Annotated in this window: 31 protein-coding genes and 4 pseudogenes; 23 read left to right on the top strand and 12 right to left on the bottom strand. The window is 39.1% G+C overall.

Annotated features, from left to right (window positions below):
- The first annotated feature begins 192 nt into the window (after window positions 1–192).
- From rppA to RS893_RS10850, 5 genes are all read left to right on the top strand, one after another.
- Window positions 193–927, top strand: a complete 735-nt coding sequence (rppA, locus tag RS893_RS10830; protein WP_315791171.1) for a two-component system response regulator RppA — start codon at window positions 193–195, stop codon at window positions 925–927.
- Between the two features lie 45 nt (window positions 928–972).
- A complete protein-coding gene (rppB, locus tag RS893_RS10835) occupies window positions 973–2301 on the top strand; it encodes a two-component system sensor histidine kinase RppB (protein WP_315791172.1) in 1329 nt (442 codons plus the stop codon).
- A gap of 128 nt (window positions 2302–2429) precedes the next feature.
- Entirely contained in the window at window positions 2430–2666 is a 237-nt protein-coding gene (locus tag RS893_RS10840; RefSeq protein ID WP_315791173.1) for a hypothetical protein, read from the top strand.
- Entirely contained in the window at window positions 2663–3481 is an 819-nt protein-coding gene (locus RS893_RS10845; RefSeq protein ID WP_315791174.1) for a phosphate/phosphite/phosphonate ABC transporter substrate-binding protein, read from the top strand. Before RS893_RS10840 ends, RS893_RS10845 begins: the two co-directional genes overlap by 4 nt.
- Window positions 3462–3605 carry a hypothetical protein gene (locus RS893_RS10850; RefSeq protein ID WP_315792154.1) on the top strand — a complete coding sequence of 48 codons (144 nt, stop codon included), beginning with the start codon at window positions 3462–3464 and terminating at the stop codon, window positions 3603–3605. Before RS893_RS10845 ends, RS893_RS10850 begins: the two co-directional genes overlap by 20 nt.
- A 180-nt stretch (window positions 3606–3785) precedes the next feature.
- Here RS893_RS10850 and RS893_RS10855 read toward each other — a convergent pair whose 3' ends face one another.
- Entirely contained in the window at window positions 3786–5036 is a 1251-nt protein-coding gene (locus RS893_RS10855; RefSeq protein ID WP_315791175.1) for a tetratricopeptide repeat protein, read from the bottom strand.
- 428 nt (window positions 5037–5464) lie between these two features.
- On the opposite strand from RS893_RS10855, the gene RS893_RS10860 reads away from it, so the two are divergent.
- The gene (locus RS893_RS10860; protein ID WP_315791176.1) at window positions 5465–6484 is read left to right on the top strand and encodes a sulfate/molybdate ABC transporter ATP-binding protein; all 1020 of its coding nucleotides are present in this window, start codon (window positions 5465–5467) and stop codon (window positions 6482–6484) included.
- A gap of 87 nt (window positions 6485–6571) precedes the next feature.
- Here RS893_RS10860 and RS893_RS10865 read toward each other — a convergent pair whose 3' ends face one another.
- The 3 genes from RS893_RS10865 to RS893_RS10875 all read right to left on the bottom strand — a co-directional run bounded on the left by RS893_RS10865 (window position 6572) and on the right by RS893_RS10875 (window position 8905).
- Window positions 6572–7000, bottom strand: a complete 429-nt coding sequence (locus tag RS893_RS10865; protein ID WP_315791177.1) for a DUF202 domain-containing protein — start codon at window positions 6998–7000, stop codon at window positions 6572–6574.
- 413 nt (window positions 7001–7413) lie between these two features.
- Window positions 7414–8040 carry a hypothetical protein gene (locus RS893_RS10870; RefSeq protein WP_315791178.1) on the bottom strand — a complete coding sequence of 209 codons (627 nt, stop codon included), beginning with the start codon at window positions 8038–8040 and terminating at the stop codon, window positions 7414–7416.
- A gap of 178 nt (window positions 8041–8218) precedes the next feature.
- Window positions 8219–8905: a cadmium resistance transporter gene (locus tag RS893_RS10875; RefSeq protein WP_315791179.1), complete on the bottom strand. Its 687-nt coding sequence runs from the start codon at window positions 8903–8905 to the stop codon at window positions 8219–8221.
- A gap of 501 nt (window positions 8906–9406) precedes the next feature.
- Here RS893_RS10875 and RS893_RS10880 point away from each other — a divergent pair.
- Entirely contained in the window at window positions 9407–10351 is a 945-nt protein-coding gene (locus RS893_RS10880) for a LysR substrate-binding domain-containing protein (RefSeq protein WP_315791180.1), read from the top strand.
- A 15-nt stretch (window positions 10352–10366) separates the two neighbouring features.
- Here RS893_RS10880 and RS893_RS10885 read toward each other — a convergent pair whose 3' ends face one another.
- Complete coding sequence (locus RS893_RS10885; RefSeq protein WP_315791181.1) at window positions 10367–11044, bottom strand: cadmium resistance transporter; 678 nt, start codon at window positions 11042–11044, stop codon at window positions 10367–10369.
- A gap of 67 nt (window positions 11045–11111) precedes the next feature.
- On the opposite strand from RS893_RS10885, the gene RS893_RS10890 reads away from it, so the two are divergent.
- Entirely contained in the window at window positions 11112–11768 is a 657-nt protein-coding gene (locus RS893_RS10890; protein ID WP_315791182.1) for a cadmium resistance transporter, read from the top strand.
- A gap of 4 nt (window positions 11769–11772) precedes the next feature.
- Here the strand turns inward: RS893_RS10890 and RS893_RS10895 are convergent, their stop codons facing one another.
- The gene (locus tag RS893_RS10895) at window positions 11773–12564 is read right to left on the bottom strand and encodes a sulfite exporter TauE/SafE family protein (protein WP_315791183.1); all 792 of its coding nucleotides are present in this window, start codon (window positions 12562–12564) and stop codon (window positions 11773–11775) included.
- Between the two features lie 367 nt (window positions 12565–12931).
- On the opposite strand from RS893_RS10895, the gene RS893_RS10900 reads away from it, so the two are divergent.
- Window positions 12932–13726 carry a phosphatase PAP2 family protein gene (locus tag RS893_RS10900; protein WP_315791184.1) on the top strand — a complete coding sequence of 265 codons (795 nt, stop codon included), beginning with the start codon at window positions 12932–12934 and terminating at the stop codon, window positions 13724–13726.
- Between the two features lie 83 nt (window positions 13727–13809).
- On the opposite strand, the gene RS893_RS10905 is transcribed toward RS893_RS10900, so the two are convergent.
- Window positions 13810–14484, bottom strand: coding sequence for a cadmium resistance transporter (locus tag RS893_RS10905; RefSeq protein WP_315791185.1), 675 nt, complete (start codon window positions 14482–14484; stop codon window positions 13810–13812).
- A gap of 825 nt (window positions 14485–15309) precedes the next feature.
- Here RS893_RS10905 and RS893_RS10910 point away from each other — a divergent pair.
- The 3 genes from RS893_RS10910 (at window position 15310) to RS893_RS10920 (ending at window position 17492) form a co-directional block, all read left to right on the top strand.
- Window positions 15310–16146, top strand: coding sequence for a sulfite exporter TauE/SafE family protein (locus RS893_RS10910; protein ID WP_315791186.1), 837 nt, complete (start codon window positions 15310–15312; stop codon window positions 16144–16146).
- A 91-nt stretch (window positions 16147–16237) separates the two neighbouring features.
- Entirely contained in the window at window positions 16238–16780 is a 543-nt protein-coding gene (locus tag RS893_RS10915; protein ID WP_315791187.1) for a DUF1634 domain-containing protein, read from the top strand.
- Window positions 16781–17060: 280 nt separating this feature from the next.
- Window positions 17061–17492 carry a hypothetical protein gene (locus tag RS893_RS10920; protein WP_315791938.1) on the top strand — a complete coding sequence of 144 codons (432 nt, stop codon included), beginning with the start codon at window positions 17061–17063 and terminating at the stop codon, window positions 17490–17492.
- 51 nt (window positions 17493–17543) lie between these two features.
- Here RS893_RS10920 and RS893_RS10925 read toward each other — a convergent pair whose 3' ends face one another.
- Window positions 17544–18353, bottom strand: coding sequence for a prohibitin family protein (locus RS893_RS10925; RefSeq protein WP_315791188.1), 810 nt, complete (start codon window positions 18351–18353; stop codon window positions 17544–17546).
- An 88-nt stretch (window positions 18354–18441) separates the two neighbouring features.
- On the opposite strand from RS893_RS10925, the pseudogene RS893_RS30250 reads away from it, so the two are divergent.
- Window positions 18442–18594 (top strand): annotated as a pseudogene (locus tag RS893_RS30250) (SAM-dependent methyltransferase); the annotation flags it as partial.
- A gap of 64 nt (window positions 18595–18658) precedes the next feature.
- Window positions 18659–19408 (top strand): SDR family NAD(P)-dependent oxidoreductase, encoded by a 750-nt coding sequence (locus tag RS893_RS10930; RefSeq protein ID WP_315791189.1) that lies wholly within the window; start codon window positions 18659–18661, stop codon window positions 19406–19408.
- An 884-nt stretch (window positions 19409–20292) separates the two neighbouring features.
- Here RS893_RS10930 and RS893_RS10935 read toward each other — a convergent pair.
- Window positions 20293–20622, bottom strand: a complete 330-nt coding sequence (locus RS893_RS10935) for a hypothetical protein (protein WP_315791190.1) — start codon at window positions 20620–20622, stop codon at window positions 20293–20295.
- Between the two features lie 197 nt (window positions 20623–20819).
- Here RS893_RS10935 and RS893_RS10940 point away from each other — a divergent pair, with 197 nt between their 5' ends.
- From RS893_RS10940 to RS893_RS10975, 9 genes and pseudogenes are all read left to right on the top strand, one after another.
- On the top strand, window positions 20820–20945 hold the full coding sequence (locus RS893_RS10940) for a hypothetical protein (RefSeq protein WP_315791191.1): 126 nt from the start codon (window positions 20820–20822) through the stop codon (window positions 20943–20945).
- A gap of 425 nt (window positions 20946–21370) precedes the next feature.
- Complete coding sequence (petJ, locus tag RS893_RS10945) at window positions 21371–21706, top strand: cytochrome c6 PetJ (protein WP_315791939.1); 336 nt, start codon at window positions 21371–21373, stop codon at window positions 21704–21706.
- Between the two features lie 86 nt (window positions 21707–21792).
- Complete coding sequence (locus RS893_RS10950; protein WP_315791192.1) at window positions 21793–22722, top strand: tetratricopeptide repeat protein; 930 nt, start codon at window positions 21793–21795, stop codon at window positions 22720–22722.
- A 375-nt stretch (window positions 22723–23097) separates the two neighbouring features.
- Window positions 23098–23496, top strand: a complete 399-nt coding sequence (locus tag RS893_RS10955) for a BlaI/MecI/CopY family transcriptional regulator (RefSeq protein WP_315791193.1) — start codon at window positions 23098–23100, stop codon at window positions 23494–23496.
- Window positions 23492–23644, top strand: a pseudogene (locus RS893_RS10960) (cobalt transport protein CbiN); the annotation flags it as partial. The gene RS893_RS10955 and the pseudogene RS893_RS10960, both read left to right, overlap by 5 nt.
- Window positions 23641–24453: pseudogene (cbiQ, locus tag RS893_RS10965) on the top strand (cobalt ECF transporter T component CbiQ). The pseudogenes RS893_RS10960 and cbiQ, both read left to right, overlap by 4 nt.
- Window positions 24428–24625 (top strand): ATP-binding cassette domain-containing protein, encoded by a 198-nt coding sequence (locus RS893_RS30510; RefSeq protein WP_425475838.1) that lies wholly within the window; start codon window positions 24428–24430, stop codon window positions 24623–24625. Before cbiQ ends, RS893_RS30510 begins: the two are co-directional and overlap by 26 nt.
- A gap of 66 nt (window positions 24626–24691) precedes the next feature.
- Window positions 24692–24883 carry a hypothetical protein gene (locus RS893_RS30515; protein WP_425475839.1) on the top strand — a complete coding sequence of 64 codons (192 nt, stop codon included), beginning with the start codon at window positions 24692–24694 and terminating at the stop codon, window positions 24881–24883.
- A 160-nt stretch (window positions 24884–25043) separates the two neighbouring features.
- Window positions 25044–25304 (top strand): annotated as a pseudogene (locus RS893_RS10975) (DUF4346 domain-containing protein); the annotation flags it as partial.
- Window positions 25305–25469: 165 nt separating this feature from the next.
- Here the strand turns inward: RS893_RS10975 and RS893_RS10980 are convergent.
- The 3 genes from RS893_RS10980 to RS893_RS10985 are packed head-to-tail and all read right to left on the bottom strand — an operon-like array spanning window position 25470 to window position 26008.
- Complete coding sequence (locus RS893_RS10980; protein WP_315791194.1) at window positions 25470–25745, bottom strand: BrnA antitoxin family protein; 276 nt, start codon at window positions 25743–25745, stop codon at window positions 25470–25472.
- The gene (locus tag RS893_RS30255) at window positions 25708–25914 is read right to left on the bottom strand and encodes a BrnT family toxin (RefSeq protein ID WP_396336458.1); all 207 of its coding nucleotides are present in this window, start codon (window positions 25912–25914) and stop codon (window positions 25708–25710) included. Before RS893_RS30255 ends, RS893_RS10980 begins: the two co-directional genes overlap by 38 nt.
- Window positions 25874–26008 carry a BrnT family toxin gene (locus RS893_RS10985; RefSeq protein WP_315791195.1) on the bottom strand — a complete coding sequence of 45 codons (135 nt, stop codon included), beginning with the start codon at window positions 26006–26008 and terminating at the stop codon, window positions 25874–25876. The genes RS893_RS30255 and RS893_RS10985 overlap by 41 nt, the downstream gene beginning before the upstream one ends.
- Window positions 26009–26202 lie beyond the last annotated feature (194 nt).

The following is a 26202-nucleotide window of genomic DNA, read 5'->3' on the forward strand; positions in this document are numbered from 1 at the left end:
TATTGAGATCACAAGTCTTCATATCTCAAGTAGCAAAAGAATTTCATCAGAATTTCATTTTTATATGCATCTAAAAACTATTCAGTTATTAATATTTCTATCTAAAGTAGAATCAAAATTTCATAGTTGTTTCACTTTTGTGTGCAAGTGTATTTAAAGAAGGCTTTTAGCACTGATAAGCAAAGGTTGACTATGCGGCTGATATTAGTTGAGGATGAAGCTGATTTAGGTGCAGCAATCAAACAAGTTCTGAGTCATGAAGCATATATAGTTGATTGGTTTCTAGATGGTACTCAAGCATGGCAATATCTAGAAACCGGATGGACTGAGTATACCCTAGCGATTTTTGATTGGATGCTGCCAGGAGTTTCGGGTGTAGAATTGTGTAAATGGTTGCGATCGCGCCACCTAACTCTACCTGTATTAATGCTAACTGCTAAAGACCGCATGGAAGAAAAAATTATCGGTCTAGATAGCGGTGCAGATGATTATTTAGTTAAACCTTTTGATATGGCAGAACTGCTGGCAAGATTACGGGCATTGCAACGGCGAGCTTCTTACACAGGAGTCACACTTACACCCCAAGCCCAACCCCGACGTTTACAAGTAGGTTGCCTGACACTCAATTACAGCACTCATGAACTTATTCGTCAGTATAGGCACGGTGATAAACAAGTATTAGCTTTAACAGTTAAGGAATTTCAGTTATTGGAATACTTCATGAGGCATCCTAACCAAATTCTCAGCCGCGACCAACTGATTAATCAGCTTTGGGAAATTGGTGCAGAACCAGTTAGCAATGTAGTAGCAGCACAAATTCGCTTATTGAGACGTAAATTAGGAGAAGAAGATAATCAATCTTTGATTGAAACTATTTATGGTGTGGGCTATCGCTTAAATATTCATACTGCGGAAACAGGTTGCTGATTTTTGCTAACTTAACAGCGACACCTTGAGCGAGGTTCTATAAATATGGAACGCAATCCCATTTTCCGCCAGACTCGGTTGCGGCTAGCAGCCTGGTATACCCTCGTTATGGGTAGTATTTTAGGGCTATCTGGTTTGGGCGTTTATAGTGTGGTTGCCCATGCCTATTATGAAAGCGTAGATCAGGGTTTAGAATCAGTAGCAAAGGCGCTACATCAAAGTATTGAACCTGCTTGGCAGCAACCTGGACATTTACAGCAACTTGCGAAAGAACTTTCCTTAGAAATATGTATAACTCAAACAAACTGTTTACCTAAAACAGCAGTCATTAAACAACCAATAGCAGAAGCCGCTAACCAAGTCAGTTATTACATACGCTTATTAGATCGCTCGGGAAAACCGTTTGCAATTGCAGGGATACCACTTGATGAATTACCGATTACCTCATCATCAAAAAATTGGCAAACTCTCATAGACTCCTCTGGCACTCGATATCGCCAAATCACCTTATCTATGCATTCCCAAAACCAGCTTTCCGGTTATCTACAAGTGGCGCGGAGTCTGACTGATTTAGAGCAACATCTTGCTTTTTTTAGATTAACTTTATGGCTGGGTTTGCCAATTTCAATGATTTTTGTTGGTTTGTCCAGTTGGTGGTTGGCAGGAAGGGCTATGCAACCTATATATAATTCATACCAACAAATGCAACAATTTACTGCCGATGCTGCCCATGAGTTTCGCACGCCTTTAGCAGCAATGTACTCTACCATTGAAGCTGCTATTAAGTTACAGCAAGAACCAAAATCAAATGTTGGGATTTTAGATGTTCTCAAACATCAAAATCGTCGCCTTTCACAATTAGTAGGAGATTTATTGCTGTTAACGAGGATAGACCAAAAACAACTAACAGGTGAACATCAGCCTTGCTGTTTAAATGATTTAATTAGCGATTTAATTGAGGAGTTAGCATTTTTGGCAGTTGAGACTGGGGTAAATCTCTCCAAGCAGGTGCTAGTTTCAGAAAAACTGTATGTTAGGGGAAATGAAGAACAACTTTATCGTTTAATTTCTAACTTAATTGTGAATGCAATTCAAGCAACTCCTAGTAGGGGAAAAGTTACAGTTTTTTTGGAAAGTAGTGAGTCTTACGCCATTATTAGAGTTCAAGATACAGGAATTGGAATTGCTGTCGAACACCAAAAGCGAATTTTTGATCGTTTTTATCGAGTAGATCGCGATCGCTCTCGCACTTCTGGCGGTTCGGGATTAGGATTAGCTATCGCTATGGTGATCGTTCAAGCACATAAAGGCACTATTCACGTTCAAAGTCAACCTGGACTAGGTAGTACATTTACAGTGCGGCTTCCTCTTTAAGCGATCGCACCCCTACCCAAGTACAACAAGCCTGGGATAAAGTGTTTTGACGAATCGGGATGATTCGTTATATAATCTACTATAAATTTATCGATTTACCGTACTTATTTTTTAAGGAAGCAATCAAAATGACATTAGCCCAAACTATCCATAAGACTAAAAGGGTTAATAATTATGATTTCTGGAAGTTATCAAAACAAGGTACTGCATTGATTGCGCGGCTATGGGGGCACACTAAAGCATATACGACTGTTTTTGGAATTATGCTGTTGACCTTTGCCAGCTTAGGCTTTTTATACATCCATTGGTCAGGTCGGAGAATCACACAAGTTTTCAAGCATCACGCTATTGTAGAACAAGAATGACTATCTTACCAAAACTGCGTGCTGTATCCTACTTAGCTCCTAATTGGTTCGGATTTTACCAAGCAATTACAGTTTATCTAAGTCGTGTTTTAGGATTAGAAATAAAGCTACACCAAGGAGAATGCGATCCTCTGGAAGATCCGTTACTATTGCAAGACCAAATCGACCTAGCATTTATTTGTGGATTACCGCTAATTCGCTACTGTCAGGTGATTTTAGACCAATTGCAGACATTGGTTGCCCCTGTGATGCAATCATCTCGATATTACAACCGCCCTATTTACTTTGCAGATGTGATTGTCAATGCTGATAGCAATATAAAAGCATTTGCAGATTTGGCAGGAAAGACCCTATCCTATAATGACCTTGGTTCTAACAGTGGTTATAATTTGCTGCGCTACAAGTTAGTTCAAGAAAGATATCCCCTAGATTTTTTTGGCAAGACAATACAATCAGGTTCTCATCAACGTTCCATTCGTTGGATTACTGAGGGATTGGCAGACTTTGCAGCGATTGACAGTGTGGTATTAGAACAAGAATTACGCAACTTTCCCGAATTATCAAAACATTTGCGTGTAATAGAAGTACTTGGCCCATCTCCTATGCCACCATTGGTAGTAGCACAGCATTTAGGTAAACCTTTGATTAGGCAGATGCAGTCGGCACTATTGCAAACAGATGCGAAACTGCAAAGGTCAATGGAGAGAGTAGGAGTTAAGCGTTTTGCCACAATGGAATTAGAAGACTATAAAGTACTGGGGCAGATTTACAGCGAGTTTTGGAAATTAACGACAGATGTACACAGTGAAAGATGAACATGGCGAAGGTCGCAGTCAATTAGTCGAGTTCAGTCCTACAGAACAAATGTTCAATACTCCCACAACCAAAGAAGCTGAGGAGTATATCAGTGGACGCTGCGGTTATATCAAGTTCGCATGATTACTTACAATTCCCTTTTACCTCACCCCGCCTTCGGCACCCCTGTTCTTGCTAAGGAGAGGGGATGGGGGGGTCCCACTCCCCTAAGGGAGTGGGGATTAGGGGTGAAGGGGCTGTTCTTGTGAGGTTTTTTATTCTAAGTGATTAATCGAACTTGATATTAATTCCAACACAATCCCATCAAGCAGTGCTTTTATAAATCCAACTCTGCTTTTGTGCCAGCAATAGCGCATTTTGATAAACCTGTTGAAACAAAACTCGCTGGGCATGACTACCACCAATCTCATGCAAACGTGGTAAAACTGGTTTAAGTTGCGTTATTGCTTTATTAAAATCACCTTTGGCATGAGCAACCATTCCCCTTGCTGCGGGAATTGCTACTTCCATCCAGCCCTGTCGTAGGAAAGGATTTACACTTAGAGAGTGTTGTTCCATACTCAACAACATCTGGTTTACCCAATTTGGAAATCCTGCCTTAGCCATTGCATAAACGTAATGCAGGTCTTGAAAAGGAAGAGCATGTTCATGAATACGAGGATAAAGATAAGCACTCAACTCTTGCCAGCGACTACCCACATTCACCCCATGTAACTCTAACCTTAATAGAAGTGAAATTGCTCCGACTTGGTCTTTGGGCGATCGCTTGTTGGCACGTCCCCAGATATGGATATCGTAGAGTGACAAAACTTTGTCTATGTCACCTCGTTCTAGATAATACAGGGCAACATGCCACCAGTTATGGGTATACAGCATCGAGTTACAGTTTTCCCAAGTATCAGCAAAACTCTCCATCCAAGCGATGCCTTCTTCCACTCGCCCTTGAGTTTCCAATACATGGGCAACGGCATGATGGGCCCAAGGATTGTAGCGATTCATAGCTGTTGCCTTGCGTGCCACTGCTTCTGCTGCTGCTAGTTGATGGCATTGTTCTAAACCAAACGCAACCATACCATATAAATAATGATGTTCACGATTGGCTCTTAGAACCTTTTGGGCAATTTGTAATAATCTTTCTTTGTCACCCAAATAAAAATAGTGATACTGTCCCTGCTGTACGGATATCAAGTCATGGGGAAACTTGTTAGTAATCTCTTCGTGGATTGTGATCGCCACATCAATTTTTTTGTTTGCCCAAGCTAAAATTGCTTGCACATATAATTGTTCTCTATTGGTAATCTTGGCTGAATTCTTTTGTGCTGCTTGCAAGTAGGGTTGTGCTTGCTGCCAAGCTATCCTGCTTTCCTGGGAAAGATAATAAGCAGCAGCATAGGCATGGGCTAAAGCACAAGCTGGATCTGCTGTAATTGCTCGCAAAATCGCTAGTTCTGCATTTTTGCCATAAAAAAGTGCCTGATCGATGAAGCGGTTAATAGCTGCGATCGCATCTGATGAATTGGTTGTGACTACTAGTCCTTGTGAATCTTTTAGCATTATTAATTCCTTACACCAAAAATCCCCGCAGACTGAAATTCTGGGACTACGCAGGCTAAGTAACAAAGTCCGCATCAACAGACTTTGTTTGTATAGCTGAGATTTATAATCACCAGGACTTTAAGTACTGTAACTCGGTCGGAATAGTGGACTTAATATTGAGTATGTCACATCATTCTAAAAATCACAACCACTTAACTACGGTAAGTTGATAGATCAACAGTATAAAGTTCACAATTGCATGAGTATGTTGCCAACTGTCGTAAAGACTGGCATCGAAAACTATCTCACCAAATCTGTAACGATGCAGGAATGGTGTTTGTTGAGGAAGATAGCAAATTTTACATTTTGCTTAAAATACTAAAAACCGATTGAAAAACAGTATTTAATTAAATATTATACATATGGAGCTTAAATAACTAACAAATATGGGAATTATAGTTGAAAATATTTCCAAACTTTATGGGACTTTCCGTGCAGTTGATGATGTAACTTTGGAAATTAAAACCGGGTCTTTAGTAGCGTTATTAGGCCCCTCAGGTTCGGGAAAATCCACCTTACTACGAATAATTGCTGGGTTGGAGACACCAGATACTGGTCAAATTTGGTTGGTGGGTGATAATGCTACTAGTCGCAGCGTACAGGATCGCAATATTGGCTTTGTATTTCAACATTACGCGCTGTTTAAACACCTGACGGTGCGAGAGAACATTGCTTTTGCTATGGAACTCCGCAAGCATAGCAAAAACCGCGTTCGACAACGGGTCGAGGAACTTTTGGAGTTAGTACAGCTAAAAGGATTCGGCGATCGCTATCCTTCTCAGCTTTCTGGTGGTCAACGACAACGGGTAGCATTAGCACGCGCCCTCGCTGTTCAGCCTCGTATCTTACTATTAGATGAACCTTTCGGAGCTTTGGATGCGAAAGTTCGCAAAGATTTGCGTGCATGGTTACGCAATCTGCATTCAGAAGTTCACGTCACAACTGTATTTGTCACCCACGACCAAGAAGAAGCTATGGAAGTAGCAGATGAAATTGTGGTGATGAATCAGGGACGGGTAGAACAAGTCGGTAGTCCTGCGGAGATTTATGACAACCCAGCCACACCTTTTGTCATGAGTTTTATTGGCCCGGTGAACGTGCTAAGAGGTGATATTGGTATCTTACCTAGCAGAGATAGGGTTTCCCCCAGCGACCAAGTCTTTCTGCGACCACATGATATACACATAGAGATGAATGCAAGCGATAATTCAACGCCTGCGATCGTAGATCGTATTATTCATCTTGGTTGGGAGATTCGAGTGGACTTAATTCTACAGTCTAGTGAAAGAATCAATGCTTACCTTACCCGAGAACAGTTTCGTCAACTTCCATTACAAGAAGGTCAACGTGTCTATATAAAACCGAAGCAAGCAAAAGTATTTCCTGCTGCCTATGCTTTGAGATAAGCAACTGTGCTTAATGAACAAGAGAATAGGGAATAGGTGAGAAGTATGAATGCTGAAAATTTCATAATTCATCATTTTTACACTCCCCTACTCCAGCACAAAAGTTTGCAAATAATCTAGGGGAACAGTGAACACATAATAGATAACTCCTGCACCAAGAAGAATGACTGCTAGACTCGAAAGAATGATCCAACGATCCGGTGGTTGGTAGGTATCCTCGTCAATATCTCGACGAACCGCAAAATAGTGCTGAGTTGACAGCAGTACAGTTAATACACCTACCAAAGCGAATGCTAAACCCAACTTCCAACCATTACCAGGGGGTTGTGGTGCTAATGGTGGACGAAGTATACGTAGACGCACAATCAAAACACCAAAACCCATGAGTGCAATACCACTCCGCATCCATGCTAGATATGTACGTTCATTTGCCAAATGATCCCGCACTCTATCTGATCTGTATTTTTGTAGTTTTTCTGACTTTTGTGTCTCTATCTTTTTTATCTCAAACTTCATAGGATTTACATCTATAAAAATCTTTAATTAATATCTTTTCATAAAAAATTATAAAAAATCTACTTTTACAATTCTTTCAATGCACAATCCATTTATGTCCATTGGTATGCATTGGTGTTAGATTCCTAAAAAATATATGTGGTTGGCGATGGAGTCTACTGGAGGAAAAAACGAACACTGATGAACACTGATTTTTCCTTAAGTAGAAGCGTTATACCACCAAAACACCAATGTACAATCCATCTGTGTTCATCGGTGTTAGATTACTATAGAATATAGCGGTTGGCAATGGAGTCGATTGAGGAAGAAACGAACACAGATAAACACAGATGAACACAGATAAAAGCTGTGTTCATCTGTTGTCGATTTTTGAAAATAAACTTATTGCAATAAGCCTAATCAACACTGATTATTTAATCATTAATCTTGGCAGTGGTAATTCCGGTATCAAGCGCAGCTTGTAAATTATTGGGAATAAACCAGTTAGCTTCACCAGATTGGAAAATTTTTGCAGGCGGAAGATTGAATTCAATTTCGCCAGTTTGGGGATTGGTTGTAGCTACTAACCGAGTTCCATGCACAATCTTAAATGCCTGAGCGGGTATGCCTTCTTGATCTTCTGTCGCGGGTTGACCAGGAAGATAAACACCTTGACAGTCCCATTCGTCATCAGTTTCTGTACCACTGGGTAATAGATACAATTCGTTGTCATAGGTAGAGCGAGATTTTTTCGATTTTTGACCATAAACTAATAGTGTCTTTCCTGTTTCATTGCGACAAATCCCACAAGATTCTTCACTATTTTCAATGATATATTTCTGGAATTGCAAATTAGAAATTTTTTGCTGAATCTCTGAGGTTGCGCCTTGAGTTTGTTTATCATGTAATGCAGATTCTAAAGCTTTAGTGACTTCAATGTAATCCGGATCGGATGTATACTTTTTGTTCGCCCAGGATGGTTGAGCAATCATGACAAAATTAATCACTAGTAATAAGCAAACAAAAGCAAATTTGATAAAGTTGATTTTAAATAGTTTCATATCTTTCTCCTTATAATGTTCATAGTCTTGTTACTAACTACATTAATCTCAAGTGAGATGTAAATATTTGTTCCTCTATCTATTAATGCAGTTTCTAGCCAATATCAATTTATTTTCGCTCAGTTTTAGCTAATACTTTAGATTCGGGCAACTCTAAAGAAAATCTGTACATTTCTCGCTACGTATTCCTGCCTAGAATTAACAGGTAATAACCAAGAATTACACAGCTGATAATAGCTAAGATAGGGGTTTCTAGGGTATGGCTTTCCATCAAAATAGAAACACCCAATCCTATTAAGATAAAAGGAACCAAAGAATTACCGTAGCTAGTAATCATAGAAGCGATCGCACTAACCTTGGTTAAGCAGTAAGCGGTATAACACCACACACCTACCATCAAGAAGAACACTCCTAAAATGATCAGCAAGCGATCCCAAGTCGTACTAGCAAACAATGGCATATAAATGCTGATGTTGTCGCCTCCATTCGCAACTGTTACTGCTGTTACTCCATAGGTTTGGGGAGAAAGCAAACTGCATAACCAAGATTGAGGAGAATCAGAGGTTTGGGTATCAGTCTGTGCATCTTCGGTATCTTGATGCAGTAGGCGACTTATACCAATGATGATTGGCACTACACCAAGTAAACCAATCCAGGATTGGGGTAGGATAAGTTTGCCGAAAAAGCCAGGTAAACTTGCAACCACCAACGCACTAAAACCAAGATACTGACCGATAACAATGTGGCGACGCTGCAAGCACACACTTACTTGTGAGAAAAACAGTGACAGGGTGACAATATCATCAAGTTTAGTTGCAGTAAAAGCAATTAGTCCAGTGGGAATGGCACTTAGCAATCCGCTCATTTATTATATGTCTCCGGTATGCTGATGCTGGTGTAGTAGTGATTTCTTCTCTGTTTTGCGCCTCCATGTGACGTATACTTTTCTCAACCTGGGAAAAACCACCTATGCATATGTCTTCCTCTGTGTGAGGTTGAAAATTTCTGATTTTAAATGGTCTAATTGTGTTTATCTTCTCGGGAAGAAGCAATCATTAGTTTTACTTTATGGCTCTGCACTTTTGAAAGCAAACAGTCTTTTTTGTCAAATTCATAGATGGAATTTATTAAAATGCAGATATAGCAATTTTGACTCAGCAAAGTACAAAACCTCACCCCGTCAAGAGAGGACACCCCTCTCCTTACCAAGGAGAGGGGGAGGGGGTGAGGTGTGTTCCACCTAAATGCAAACCGCTATATATCTACATAATTCAAAAACAGTTCAATAATCTACAGTTTTTCGCCGGTTTTACCGTATAATAACCCTATCCTAGTCAAAACACTCACAAATTTGTAAGTAGCCAAAATGACGCTGGAGCAGTTGCGAATTTTTTTAGCTGTGGCGGAAATGCTGCATTTTACCCGTGCTGCGGAAGCGCTTTATATCACCCAGCCAGCAGTGAGTGCTGCGATTCAAAGTTTGGAAACAGAATACGGGGTAAAGTTATTTCATCGCATTGGACGTCATATCGAAATTACAGATGCTGGTAAGTTATTGCAGGGTGAAGCACAAAAAATTCTCGACCAAGTAGATTTAACTGAACGCGGTTTGAAGGAATTAAACAATTTGCAACGGGGAGAGTTGAAGTTAGGCGCGAGTCTCACTATTGGTAACTACTGGCTACCCGAAAAAATTAGCGACTTTAAACAGCACTATCCTGGTATTTTAATTAATTGCACACTAGGGAATGCAGAAGAAATTTGCGAAGGAACTGCTGTAGGAATGTACGATCTAGGTTTTGTCACAGGGGATATCAAACCTGCATTACAGAACTCGTTGGAGAAAGAAGTTGTGGGGAGCGATCGCCTACAAATTGTCGTTGGTAAATCTCACCCTTGGTTTCAGCGTACTGAAATTTATCTTGAAGAATTGCTCACCACTAGTTGGGTAATGCGTGAATCTGGTTCCGGCGCACAGCGCATGTTTGAGGGAGCTTTGCAAAGTTGGGGAATTGAACCTAGTAGCCTAGATGTTGTTCTGAACCTGAACACCAGCGAAATGGTGAAAGTAGTAGTAGAAAGAGGTGTCGGCGCGGCTGCGATTCCCGAATCTATAGTTACAAAAGAAGTGCTGCTAGGGACATTACATGCTGTGCAGATCGTAGATCCACAAAAATCGCCTGGTGAAAAGTTGGAAATTGTTCAACCTGTTTGGAAACTGAAACATCGTCAACGTTTTCAAACACAGGTAATGATGGCTTTTGAAAAGCTTGTGAAGCAGCAAACTGCACAAGTTTCTCAAATTGCTTGATGAGATGAGTGCGATTCAACTATCCTTTTTCAAAAGAATCACTAAGCAAATACAACTACCCGCCAACTTTATCAGACTCAAAGTCTCTGTTTTGAGAACAATAAATCCACCTAATCCTATCAATACAAAAGGCAATATAGAGTTGCCATATTGACTTAAAATATTCGCAATACTTATTTGAGAAGTTAATTTATAAGCTAAATAGCACCAAACTGCTATCAGGACAAAAAACACTCCAATAATTATCAAGAAATTCTCGATATTACCACTAGCAAATAACGGCACATAAACACTGATATTATCACTGCCATTTGCAATAGTGATAGCAGCAACACTGTAAGTTTTTGCATTAATTAAACTAGCAATAGTTGAGTCTTGATATTCAGCTGTTATGACTGCAATTTCGTCAGATAAATCTTCTTCGGGATTGATCAAACTATTGATCCCCATAGCAATTGGTATTAATCCTAATAAGCCAATCCAATTTGTTGGTATGAGTAATCCACCAAACAAACCAGGAAGACTGGCAATCACTAATGCTGTAAAACCGAGATATTGACCAACAACAATATGCCGACCTCGAAAGCTAGAATCTAGCTGAGAAAAAAGCAATAATAAAATGATGATATCATCAATATTAGTAGCAACGAAGGCTGAGAACCCAATTAAGAGTGTAGTAATTAACTCACTCATGTCGGTATATCCTGATTTGTTTGCTAAGAATGTTTGACTGGATAATCATAAATCTTGACAACTCTACATGAGTCAAATTATCGCAACTATCACTAAGGCAATCATTGCCTTTGCTGCCACCAATATTGACGACATTATTATACTACTGCTATTTTTTTCCCAGCTTGATCCTCATTTTCGCCGTCGGCATGTTTTCATCGGTCAGTATCTTGGTTTTGCCGCGATCGTTCTTGCCAGCCTACCAGGGTTCTTTGGTGGTTTAGTAGTATCAAGAGTCTGGATAGGATTATTGGGAATATTGCTAATAGCAATTGGAATTAAGCAATTACTGAATAAAGAAACAGAAAATACAGAAGTTCAGAATGTTAATACTAATTTCGAGCCATCTACTACCAGTAAACCTATACTAAATTTTATTTTGAGTATTCTTAGTCCTCAAACTTATAAAGTTGCAGCAGTCACTTTTGCCAATGGAGGTGATAATATCGGCATCTATATTCCCTTGTTTGCTGGTAATAATTTTGCCAGTTTAATTGTAATTCTCATAGTGTTTTTTGTCATGGTAGGGGTATGGTGCGCTGTTGCTTTCCTATTAAGTCGTCAAGCTAGAATTGCCTATATTTTAAGTCGCTATGGTAAAAAGACTGTACCTTTTGTATTGATTGGCTTAGGTTTATACATCATGTATGAGAGAGGTACATTTACTTTATTACGGCACAAATAAATACTTAATAAACTAACTTCAAACTGACCATCATTAATATAGAGTAAATAATAAACCGCAATGGTTTTTGTGGTGCTATTTGACAGATTTTAGCACCCAGTAATACTCCTGGTACTGAGCCTAGCCATATCGGTAATACTAAACCCCAATCTACTGTTCCCAAGGTGAGGTGTCCAAGACCAGTAAATAACAATAAAATTGCTGCTTGGGAAATATCTGTACCGACTAATTTTCGTGCATCCAGACGAAAAAATGCAATTAGCACCAAGGCAAACATTGAACCGGAAGCAACGCTAGTCAGACCGACTATACAACCTAAAAATGCTCCTATACTTATCGTCTGTAAGCGTCCTAGTTTAGTTTTTAAGTCAAATTTAGGCAGTTCAGGTAATTGCAATTTTGGGAAGAAGGTCAACAATAGCATTTGTATCAACGCCAAAACTGTGACCAATAGAAGCGCGACACCCAGCAAGTGAAGCATGATATTGTTCAGGTTATGTTCTCCAGTCTGCCTGATTAAGTGCAATATCTCTACCCCGCACAATGAACCAGGAATGCTCCCCAAAGCTAACCATTTCACCACTTCTACATCTAGGGTTTGTTGCTGCCAGTGCTTGATGCTGCCAACGACTTTCATGAGGGTAGCAGCAACGACATCAGAACTGACTGCTACCGCAGGCGGAACTTGAAAAACAAAAATCAACATCGGGGTGATGAGAGAAGCGCCACCAATTCCTGTCAAACCAACAACAATACCGACTAAAAAGCTGAAAAAGGGCAATAATACAAAATTCATACTCCTGTCCTTTACCGGGGATTTACGAATGCGGCTTAACTTAGCTGAAATTAAAGGATTGGTCGTAACGCTTTTGTGCAGACCGTCTCGTGCAACTTAAATTTTTGATCGGCTGTTTTGATACATTATAAAAAACCTAAAACTTGATTGATTTACCGTATTTTAAGATAAAAAAACTCCAAAAGTCCAGGGGTCGTATGAACTGATACATAATATTTGTATAAATTTATACCTTTTATAAAAAACCGATTCTTTCTGGAAGCGAGTTTTGAGGACATATCTACATTTCGAGAGTATACGATCTAGCTTTGTTATTGTATTTTAGAAACAAAATCTACATTAGCCCTAGCAAAATACTGTATTTGATATGGCAGAGTTAGAAAAAGTCAACGATGAAAATCAGATCACAGCAACATCGTCGCAAAAGTCAAAGTCGCCTGTAGGGTTTGTGCAAAAACTATTGATTGCCCACTGGTCTTCTCTGTTGCTGCTACTGGTGGGTGTATATTTACCACTACAAATTTTTGGACTACTGGCGTTGGAGGTGCGGCAAAATGCGGGTGGTTTTCCTTGGGATTTGCCAATTCTGGTAACTATTCACTCTGTAGCACAGGCAAAGTTAGATGTATTTGTGGTGATGTTTACAAAACTGGGTTCGTTTAGGACTGTATTACCCATCCTCAGTACGATCGCACTCATTTTAATACTGCAACGTCGGTGGCGATCGCTCACTTATTTAGTCATCACCGCAGCTGGTAGTGCCATTATCAACCACACAGCCAAGGAATTTTGGCACAGAGTCCGCCCGCATGTGTGGGACTCAGTTACACCAGAGTTTACTTATTCATTTCCCAGTGGTCATGCCATGACTAGTATGACATTGATTGCCATTTTGGTAGTTTTGACCTGGGGTAGTATTTGGTGTTGGTTGGTAGTATCTTTAGGCAGCCTGTATGTAGTAGCGATTGGCTGGACACGGCTGTATTTGGGAGTTCATTTTCCCAGTGATATTATTGCAGGCTGGATGGTTGCGATCGCTTGGGCAATTGGCGTGAGTTTGATTATTAGACCTTATTCATACTCGACAAGTATTGATAGCGAAAAACCAGTGAGTGAAACGAAATTGCTGACTGAAGAACGGCAGTTGGTGGGTGAAGAATAAACAACACAGTAGGGGCGTAGCATACTACTTTTCTCATTTTTAGAAAGGTAGCAAGTTTTCAATAAAGTTACAAAGCCCAAAATCTAGTTGAAAAGCGTTGCCACACTAGGAAAGAGTTGAAATGTACCGCTTTTCATCATAATAGAAAATCCTAACCAGATTAACACAAATGGAAAGACTTTTCGGCCATATCGAGCTAGAACAGGAGCCATCAGAGGATTGCGAATCAGGTTGTAAGAGAGGAAACACCACAGTCCAACAGTTAAATAGCAAACAAACAAAATTACGCCCAAACTTGGAAGATTTGTAGTAGCAAACAATGGCACATAAATACCAATGTTGTTTCCTCCATTTGCAATAGTGACTGCCGAAACGCGGTAAGTTTGAGGATCGCGTAGAGTTGCGATTAATGATTTTTTACAACGTCTAGATTTGACTGAATGACTAAAGCCAATTGACACATCCTGGATTGTGTCTCCATCGTCATCTCGACTTATAAGATTACTAATACCAATAAAAATTGGCAGGATTCCTAGTAATCCAATCCAAGCTTCTGAAAGAAATAGACCACCGAAAAAACCAGGGAGACTAGCAAGTACTAATATAGTGAATCCAACAAATTCGCCGATGATAACATGCTTGGGACGAAAAATATGATTGACTTTTCCAAAGAAAGCCGTCAAGTATATATTGTCATCAAAAGTAGTCACAAAAGCGGCAGAGATGCCAATAATTAAAGTACCAATTAGCCAACTCATGGTTTTTGCTCACAATGAATCAATGCTGTTTTTCCTAATCCTTCTCTGCTTCTTGAGGAGGTGAGAACAGTTCTGATCTTTTGCCTAACGTTAGCCAACAGATATTACTGATAACTCATATCAGTAAAGACGAAGAGAACGAGATAGTTACCTTAGCGTTTGAGTGTCTCGGTAATAAAGCATGTACGCTCTAGTTGAGTCAATTTTCAATAGTCATAGTCAATTTTCCAGTATTTAAATTTTTTGCAGGTGATCGCCACCCATCCAATGGGTAATTTTTTCTTTGGCAAGGTATCTTGGCGATGTATAACAATCTTATGGTTTCCAGCCAAATAGAAGCAAATCTTCTTTTTTTTTAAAACGATAAATAAGAGTGATGAATAACTTATACCGTTTCACTATTAGTCTGATACACTTGGCGAATTAGAAGACAAGGAGGACAAGACAAGGGAGAGAATTTGTATCAATAATTTTGTGAAATGGTATTAACTATAAAGAAGAAGATAAACAGGCTGATTTAAATGATCAGCCCAAAATTCATTCTTGCGCTAACTTTGCATGTATATACAAATCCTATATATGCTTTCATGTTAAACTGTAATCTAAACCTCAAAAACACTACTTATAAAAGGGGTATTAATTATAACTATTTTTGTTTATATAAAAATATTGATATTAGTTATCAGTTATCAGTTATAAAATCCTATTACTTACTGTTAACTGTTCACTGTTAACTGATTCCTAACCACTAACTACTAACAATTGAGCAATGACAAATGACCATTGACCATTGACCATTGACCATTGACTAAAGAGGTATGAAATTTGAACATCCTAGAATTTTCTTTGTTAGTTTGGCTGGGATCTTTCAGCGCTGGCTTTGTCGGCGCACTGACAGGTTTAGGGGGAGGAGTTATCATTGTCCCCTTGTTAACTTCTGTATTCGGTGTTGATATTCGCTATGCTGTAGGCGCTTCACTCGTTTCTGTCATCGCAACTAGTGCTGGTGCAGCCTCAACTTATATTAAAAAAGGCTTTGCGAATCTGCGCTTGGGAATGTTTTTAGAAGTTGCAACAACTATTGGCGCGATCGCTGGTGCTTTAATTGCGACGTTCGTTTCTGTTAAAGTATTGACTATCGTTCTGGCAATCGTCCTGCTTTACTCTGCCTATCTTTCAGGGCAACCCAAGCTAGAAAATTCCGAAAACGACACAACCGATCCCCTCGCTGATTATCTCCAACTCAACAGCACTTACCCCACGCCTGAAGGTGTGATATCTTATCAAGTGCATTCTGTGCCAGCCGGATTTGCTATGATGTTGGTTGCTGGCGTAATCTCTGGGTTACTGGGAATTGGTTCGGGAGCATTTAAAGTCCTGGCAATGGATCAAATTATGCGTATTCCCTTCAAAGTTTCGACTACCACGAGCAATTTTATGATTGGCGTTACCGCCGCCGCATCAGCAGGAGTTTATCTCGCCCGTGGTTACATCAATCCAGGGTTATCTATGCCAGTGATGTTGGGAATATTGCCTGGTGCATTTTTAGGGGCTAGAGTTTTAGTGGGTGCAAAAACGCAGATATTAAGAATTGTTTTCAGTCTGGTGTTGGTGTCAATGGCTGTGAAGATGGTTTATCAAAATCTCGCTGGAGGAATGTAAACAATTCAAACTTCAAAATTCAAAAAAAGCAGTGTTGGCAAGCACCTTGGCAGACTGCACGCTTTCAATTGCAATTGGGAACAGTTGGAGTATGTTTAAATTAAATTCTAACCAGTGGTCAACCTTCACACAGTCAGAGAGTCGAATTGTTGCTTTACCATTGCAGCCACAAAAAGCCAACCCTGATATTGATGCATTAGCCAAGCCAAGTCTGGAAACTACAGACACAAAGGTTAATAGTGAAAATCAACAAACGCAGATATTACAGAATTCCCAGCTACTTGAGATTTTATTGAGTCATCTGCTGCAATATGGTGTTTTGCTTGCTAGTAGTGTGGTGTTGTTTGGTGGCATACTCTATTTGTTACACCACGGGGCTGAACCCGTGCAATATCAAATTTTTCACGGTGAACCATCCAAGTTTCGTTCTCCCAGTGGTGTTGCGGTTGCAGTTTTGTCTGGTAGTCGCCGTGGCATAATTCAGCTGGGACTTTTACTGCTGATAGCGACACCAATTTTACGGGTGGTGGTTTCTCTGTTAGTCTTTGTCAAACAACGCAACTGGATTTATGTGACAATTACTACGTTAGTATTGACTGCTTTAATTTACAGCCTTGTCGGAGCTTACTACTAGCTTATACCAATTTTGGATTTTAGATTTTTGATTTTAGATTGGGAGTCTTTGCTAAAAAGCTATTTATGGAATTTCAAACAATACTAACTATTGCAATTTGGCATTATATTTGCGCGATCGCTTAGCTAAATAAATTTTATATTTTAATGCACAAACACTAAATAAAATATCTGAAAATTGCAAAATTCTTGCCTTTGCTAGAGTCAAACAAAAGTTTGACTCTAGACTTTTTTTATTTTTAGATATAAAATACTGTAAATTGATAAACTTACTGTATTTTATACTCAATCTCAAGAAAACCGACGAAGAACAGTTACCACAAGTAGGCACAGATTACTTGCCCAGAAAAGTTTTGCAAAAAATTAGAGGTGGATTTTTTTTAGTCATTGGATATTTACTTTCACCATTGTGTTGGTGGAACGATCTAGTATTCAATTTACCAATTGCTTATTTTTTCGGATATATTTGTAGTCTTTTAGTCCCTAAATTATTTATGCCTTGTGCCATTATCGGCTATTGGCTATCTAATATTATTGGTATTATCTTGATGCAAGCGGGTGCGATCGACGTTTTCCAAAAACAACCCCAAGAACGTAACCTTAAGAAAGAATTATTGACAGGTTTAGTTTCTTCAACTGCATATACCTTGCTAATTATATTATTAATTCAATTTAAAATTCTTGATACACCCAATTTTTTCTCTAATAGTTAGCAAATTTCAGATACAGAACCACGACTGACTTCATAAGTCAGGGTTCTTGTTTTATTTTTCCGATAATTTTAATAGTTCGCTGATATTAAAAATTTTTGGAGTATTCTTACTCACAATTAAAGGTAATTTTCCATTCCATTTTTCTATTACTTGTCTTTCTAAAACTTCTGGAGTTAAATTCTGATTTAATAATTTATTGACTTCAGCTTCTCCTTTAGCTAAATTTACTTGAGACTCTGCTTGTTTTAATGCTTTTAGTGCCAGAAACTCTGCTCGTTTTACTTCCTGTTCTGCAATTTGTTTTGCCTCTACTGCTTCACTAAATTTGTCTGAAAAATTGACATGAACTAGTGAAATGTCATCAACTGCAATATAATAATCATCCAATCTTTTTGTCAGGGCTTCATCTACCCCTAATTTAACTTCTCCTCGCTTAGTTACTACTTCTTCTGCTGTGTACTTTGCTATAACAGCTTTTAAAACTTCTTCTACGGCTGGATTAATAATTGTATCAATAACTTCTTTTTCAGTACCAATTGTTTGAAAAATTAAATTTACTTCTTCTGGTAAAATGTGCCAGTTGAGTGCTACCTCTGTCAAAACATCCTGCAAATCTTTAGAATAAGCTTCCGCAGTTATTTGCTGTTTTTGGATTCTAACACTGATTTTTTTAACAGTATTGGCGATTGGTATAATAACATGGATACCTTCACCTAATACTATTTTTTGTACTTTGCCAAATTCCATTAATACACCACGTTCTCCTGCATTAATAATTACAAAAGGTGTCAAAAGAATTGTGATTAAACATAACATCGCAGTAAATTTACCTGCACCACTCATTAGTTTTATTTTTTTCATATTAGTTTAAAAATTTTTAGATATTACGATAAAGCGATTGACTTACAGTATATTATAATATTATTATGATCACACAACTAAGAAAAAATACTATCGCTGCTACGAACTAGTATTACAGTTAACTCAACTAGATAAATTAATGGCTATAGCTAACGGGCTTTGGTCAAGACATGTTGTAGAAACAGATATTCAAGATTTAGCTAATATTGATATTTTGGAATTTAACAGTAAGTTACATTAAGATGATCGCATAAACTTAAGTATGATTTCTGTAGCCACAAAAAGTTAACTAATTCCTAAAACTTATGACAGGCAAATTAGCAGGCAAAGTCGCAATTATCACGGGAGCTTCTGCCGGAATTGGTGAAGCCACAGCGATCACTCTGGCAGCTGAAGGTGCAAAAGTAGTGCTTGCGGCTCGACGTAGCGATCGCTTAGACGCGCTAGTACAACGCATTAGCAACGCTGGTGGTACAGCATTATCCATTGTTACCGATATTACTGACGAAACTCAAGTACAGAATTTAGTCCAGAAAACCAATGCAGAATTCGGTCGGATAGATATCCTTATCAACAATGCAGGTATTGCCCTTGTGGGTACAATTGATGGTGCTAACACCTCAGACTGGCAGCGCATGGTTAATCTTAACCTCTTGGGATTGCTGTATGTCACTCATGCCGTCTTACCAATCATGAAAGCTCAAGGCGTTGGGCATATCGTTAATATTTCATCAGTAGCAGGTCGGACTGCACGAGTTGGTGTTGGTGTATACAATGCAACTAAATGGGGTGTTAACGGTTTTTCGGAATCGTTACGGCAAGAGGTTTGCAAGCAAAATATCCGTGTTACTATAGTTGAACCTGGTTTAGTGAATACTGAAATCAACGACCATATTACTGACCCCGTTGCTAAACAACGCAGTGAAGAACGTCGTAAATCAATTACCCCTCTAGAAAGTGAAGACGTTGCTGCGGCAATTGTTTACGCTGTGACACAACCACAGCACGTCAATGTCAACGAAATTCTCATCCGTCCAACACAGCAAGAATGGTAATCAAATTTGGAATTTCACCAAGCTCGCTCATACTGAACAGGTGCAAATTTCTCGTGTCCCAATTTTTTATCATTGGGAAGTCATGTTTGTCAGTAATTATGTTGGGGTGTTAATAAAGCAGAAGCGTTTATCGTACCGAAAAATTCACCGACTAAAACTGTTGCTGAACTCAAAGGTAAAAGAGCCGCCTTCGCTAAAGGTTTAAACACAAATTATCTTGTTGTCAAAGCATTAGAAGTAGCTGATTTGCACTACAGCGATATTAAGCCAGTCTTTCTCACACCAGCAGATACATGAAGTTAATTGTCGCACCCTTGATAAACAATAAGGAATTTTTCTTTCCAGCTTCTACCATTCCCTTGACAATTGCCTCACAATTTTAACTTGTGACTAATGGAGAATAGGAGACTCGAACCCCTGACCTCTGCGGTGCCATGAAAGAGTAAAAACTCTCCAAGCCTTTGCAGTAGTAAGTTACAGCTACCATCAATAACATATATAATCATTATCTAGTTTTTGCTCACTTTACACGCGATCGCAAAGGATTAAGAGGATTTTCAGTCCTCTATCAACCTCCATTTATCAGTATTTTCACGCTTTACAAATCTCCTTTACCCCCAAATTACCCCAAAAAATTACTGACAATATTTACCTTGTCTAATGATTTATGACCTTGGTTTCAACAACCATTTAGCCATTGCAAAAAAGGGATAGAGACTCAGTAGACTGAACACTATTTCTTTGGATGAATGATTAGTTTTAATTATATTATTAGTTCCCAACAAAACCTCAAAAAACCGTATAAGCTAAACGAAGTCACTACTCCAAAGCGATCACAATCGAGCAAATCACTCTAGAACCCAAAATTCAAGAGATTAATATTTCTAGTGAGACATATGCTGGTTATGATTCATCTGTGTTTCAGGTTGATTTTGATCGATCTGTGTGGGATTGAGTTGCATCAAACTCATATTAACTCTCCCAAAGCTGATCAATCCCATTGGGATCGCTCCGGCACTGAATAACCCCATTGAAACAAATCCAATCGAAACCACACCCATTGGCACTAGTCCAACAGAAATTAGTCCGTGGGGAATAGCACCAATCGAAATTAATCCATGAGGAGAGACACCTATCGAGAATAAACCATCATGCGGTGCAACACCAATGGATAGCAGCTTTAATCTCTTTGGCTTATGTTGTCCGTCGATCATATAAGCTAAATTCAAACTAGAAGCAACTTAAGGATACTAGACAACTTAATTTGTATCTGTCAAAAGACAAAGCGTCATATGCTACCCAAAAGCGTTAACAATCAGGTTTACAACTTTTCTATGACGGAAGTGATAAAAGCAACAAGATAATGATGAACATACCTGAGATGGGAAGATGGAAAAAGCAGCTCTAACTAATGACTAATAAGCACGCAGCACTACTGCAACTGATGATCCGCGAGGTGTTTGGAGTGGGTTCTATTAGACCTCCTGCATCAATAGTGAGACTGTGTGCCAGTTGGCGATCGCAGATAGCACAATGAAGATACTGGTAGCATAGTCGTGCAGGAGGTCTGTTGTGGAGCAAGATTCGTATGGATAAGTTACCGTATCAGCTTCTTTCTAGAAGATACTTAATGGGATTGGGAAGCTGTAGAGCACCTATTTTCGCATTTATTTTCGATGGCTGAAACAATAATTTGATTATAGGTTTCCTCAACAGCAGCAAACGCAAGCATTAAAGTCTTACACTCTGTCTTTTGACGTAAACAGCAATTTCAGAAAGACTTGTAACTGGTAACGATAAATAACTTAAATACAGTCAGGTAGTGTAATTTACCTGACTATTTTTTTTGCTAACTATAACAAAGTCAACTTTGACAGCTTGTCTTTTGACGACATATGCCCTGAACAAGAGAATGAGGGAGAATATTCTGCCGAATATGCCTTTTTCTAGAGGGAACACGGGATAAGAAAGATTATTTCTGTGTTGTTACTGAGCATAGCAATTTTCACTTTTGCCTTTAATCATCCAGCTCTAGCAGCAGATGCAGCTAATGGAGCTAAAGTCTTTTCTGCCAATTGCGCTTCTTGTCATGCAGGTGGTAAGAACTTGGTTCAAGCAAATAAAAGCTTGAACAAGAGTGATTTGGAAAAATATGGGATGAATTCAGCAGAGGCAATAATTGCCCAAGTTACGAATGGTAAAAATGCCATGCCTGCCTTCAAAGCTCGTTTAAAACCTGAGCAAATAGAAGATGTAGCAGCATACGTCCTCGGACAAGCCGATAAAAGCTGGAAGTAAAGCCACAATAAGGCTGATTTTAATAACTAGGTAGGGCATATGCCTTACCTGCTGTATTTGTTCTGCGAGTAATGCGAGATATATCTATGAATCGCTTGTTTCGATTGATTCCCTATTTTGGTATTGCCGTTGCACTCGCCTGTTTTTTTCTCTGTTCACCCGCACATTCTTTACTAATTCCCAGTCCTCAAATCACAACAAACGACTTTTTTAAGTTTGGTGTAGAAAAGTTACTCCGCAGCAATTACCAAGAAGCAATTCAAGATTTCTCTGTTGCGATTAAGCAAAACATCAAAGTTGGTGCAGCTTATAGCAATCGATGTCTTGCCTATCTTCAATTAAAAGATTATCAGAATGCGATCGCTGATTGCAATGAAGCTCTAAATTTTACGTCTAACAATGTAGAGGCATATCTTAACCGGGGATTAGCACACCACAGACAAGGGGAATATCAAGCGGCAATTGCGGACAACAATCAAGTCATCGCTCTTAACCCCTATGATTTCAGAGCTTACTATAATCGAGGGATGGTTTATGCCGCATTGGAGAATTACCAACAGGCAATATCAGATTACAATCTGGCATTAACTCAGACTCCCCAAATATCGAGCTTACTTCTAGCAGATATCTACAATGAGCGAGGACTTGCTAATTTTGAGTTATCAAACGAAAAAGCAGTTATGCTCGACTTTTCAGAGGCAATTCGACTCAATCCAAATTACTACAGAGCTTACTACAATCGAGCTTGTGCTTGTGGCAGAAGTGGGGATAATAGGGGTGCAATTGCTGATTTTACTGAATCACTAAAACTTCAACCAAATAATGCCCATGCTTATTTTAATCGGGGTATAGCTTACCATCAACTGGGTCATGAAGAAGCTGCAATTGTAGACTTAGAAAAGGCAGCTGAGTACTTTGGCAATCAGGGAGAAACTGTGGCATATAACAAAACCTTAGATGCCGTGAATAATTTACGCCAACAACTCTCATCTTTTTCTGAAATTGCTCTTATCTAAACAGTAGCAGACTTTTTCCCTAGCTCAACAAAGTTATAAATCTTATCAAGGGAAATCTTTTTTTCTTCAACCAGTAATTCCTAGAACAATGTAAATAACTAGTAGTTACTAGCTATTATTTGCGGTCACTCCAGAAAGTAAATAATTAGCTTTATCAAAAGATAATCTGTCAAACTTTGTCTGAAATTTTCATAAAACTAAGACAATTTATCAAACTTAACAGCAAGTATTTTCAGCCAAAAATATTTGTTAAACTCCTAATAATAATGTTAATTCTAAGCCTGTTAATGTACTTTGCTGATTAATCTCGATTTAGTGATAGAGACAGCCTATTTCTTATCCTGATACCTCTACACTTTTATTTAATACAAAATAATGTCTCCTTTACCTGACTATCGTCCTCAGCGACTCTCCCTTGGTTTCTTGGAGAAAGAAATTTTGCACATCATCTGGGAACTAGGTAGCGTCACCGTCAAAGATGTGCATGAATGTATTTTGGCTGATCCAAAGCGACGGCTAACCTCTGCTTCAGTGACAAATATTCTCAATCGTTTGACTACAAAAGGTTGGCTTGCGTGCAATAAAGAGAATCGGAATTATAGATGGCGACCACTGGTATCTCAACAAGAGGCGCAGATACTCCAAGCTTATGAACAATTGCATCAATTTTTGGCAGTAGGTAATCCAGATGTGGTTGCAGCCTTTGCCGACAGTCTAGATCAAGACAGTGTGGAACAGTTTGAGGCGATCGCCCGGGCAGTTGCTGAGGCATAAAACCTGGTTTAAATCATTTTTTGAACCCGCTAGTGGAGAAATAGAAAGCTTATTATTTGCTTCGCAAGCAGCTTTAGGTGCTGGAGTCGTTGGTTACGCAATTGGGTTGTATAAAGGACGTTCCCAACAACAAAAACGTGAAGAATGAGCCTGCAAATAGATACGTTAGCTTACCCTAATCGACTACGAAGATTGCCACCAGAACATAAACTGATTTTTGCATTTACTACTCTTGCTATTTCCCTTGCTACCCATCCGCTAGTGCAAATTTTGATAACGCTTTGGATGAGTACTTGGACAGTTATTTATGCAAGAATTCCGGCTGGAGTTTATTTTCAGTTGTTAATGTTTACCATAGTTTTTTGTTTGATAAGTTTACCAGCACTGATGGTAAATGAAGTTGGTATTCCTGATTTACAAAGCGTTAAATTAGACTCGTGGTATGGACTAACTCTCGGACACTTCTATATTTATATTAGTCATAGTGGCAGTATCCAAGCATGGAGAATTTTAACTAGAGCATTAGCCTCTGTTTCTTGCTTGTATTTTCTGATGCTAACTGTCCCTTTCACGGAAATATTACGAACTCTCCGGTACTTACGATTTCTAGTGCTGTTAACCGATTTATTGTTACTAATGTATCGGTTTATTTTCATTCTGCTGAATACAACCAGTGAATTGTGGACAGCACAAAATTCCCGTGGTGGCTACCGCACTGTTGCTATTAGCATGAAAAGTTTAGCAATACTCATCGGACAACTATTACAGCGAACCTTACAACGATATAATCAGTTCTCTCTCGGACTAGAAGCACGGGGTTTTGTGAGTGAATTTCGAGTTTGGCATTAGAGTCGCTATCGTCCTCAATTACGGTATATCATCGAAGCCATTTTTGGCTGTGTAGTATTAATAGGATTAGATTTTTGGCGAAATGCAGGAATATTTACTTCAATTTGAGCAAGTATATTACACCTATTCAGGCACACAACAAGCAGCTTTGACTGGTCTAGCATTGAAGATTCTATCAGGTACAAAGTGTGCATTAATTGGTCAGAATTGTTGTGGTAAAACGACACTATTCTTACTAGCTAATAGTTTATATAAACCTGATTCTGGTATTGTCCGGTAGCGTGGTCAACCGTTAAACTATAACCGAAATTATCTTGACTATCGGTGGGCAGATTGGGTTTTTGTCATGAATAAAGGTCAGTTGATACTAGAAGACAAACCCCAAGATGTATTTAACCAGCTTACTCTTTTAGAAGAGCTAGAGTTGGGCGTACCATTGATATATGAGATGTTATTTGATGAGTTATCTGCCGAAGAAGGAGTAGTTAAAGAACGAGTACAACAACAGATATTAGAATTATTTCGCAATTTTTCCTGAGTATACAGTTAAGGAATGTCAATCAATTAAAGACATTACTTTTATAAACAATCCAAAAATTCAATCAGTTCATACAATGAATGATGAGTATATACAGTCTTGTTATTTGTGATTCGCCATAAAACTTGTTCTGATTTTGATATCACTTCTACTGAAATGTTACTTCATTATCTATTTAGATCGGGAAGCAGGCTTGATCTGCGCGAAACATTTTACTAATGAAGTTAATGAGCAAGGATTGACCGTCGATCCAGAAGCCGGAAAACCCATTGCTGCAACTGTCAAAGTGGAACGACAACCAACTGCAACCTTTACACGAAGAACTGCCAAAGAAATTTGCATTCAACTGTTTGAGTCAACAAAACCTTCTCCAGTCAGCCGATTGGATCATGCGGCTTACTTAGGACGTGAGTTTATGTGAGCAGAATTGGCATTGGTGACAGGACAAGACTATGTACAAGATTAAATAGGCTTGTGATGATTTAACGGTGCGGTTGATGGGTTGCCGATCACTTTGGCGACAACACCGATAACCTTTTTGTTATGCAGTTACATCTTGTTGTCAAATGCAACATCAACCTGCCTGTTATTGGTGTGCCTCCATATACGCTCGTAGCAATTGATTGATTTGTGTTTGATAGCCTCGCCCTTGGGACTTAAACCACTCCAATACATCGCTATCGATGCGAAGTGTAACTTGAGACTTGGTTTTTGTAGCAGGTAAACCCCGTCTCACAACTGCCTTAGCAAACATGGACGGTGTAATCTCTGGGCATTCTGATAAATCAATATCTTCATCGCTCATTGCATCCAGTCGTTGCCAATCAGTTTGAGAGTTGCTCGAAGTAGGTTCGTTGTTCATATTTCGTTGCCTTTCTTGCAGAAATAATACGGGTACAATCCTCTTCTGTATGGACAACGGCAATAACTCGCCCTTGCAACAAACCGAATGTGACAAAACGCTGCTCTCCATAACTGTAGTGATCGTCCTCAATCGGCGCGGATATCGCCATCAAATACAGCTGGAACATCGGTAAAATCAATGCCGTGTTTACGAAGATTAGCAAGACGTTTTGCTTCATCCCATTTATATTCCATAACTGAACGACAGCTACAATATCCCATTGTAGTTACAAATTGTCGTTACAGCTACTATTCCAAGTCATTTTGATCGGCGATAGCGCAAGCGCTGACTTGATCAGTTCGCTTTGGCAACAACAGTGATAACCTTTTTGTTATGCCGCGATCGCCACACAGTCCAGGCTAATTTTGTGGAGACTCATTCAGTTTCTGCTGAAGTTGTTTAACTTCCTCAATCG

This window comes from Fischerella sp. JS2, assembly GCF_032393985.1.
Lineage (GTDB): Bacteria > Cyanobacteriota > Cyanobacteriia > Cyanobacteriales > Nostocaceae > Fischerella.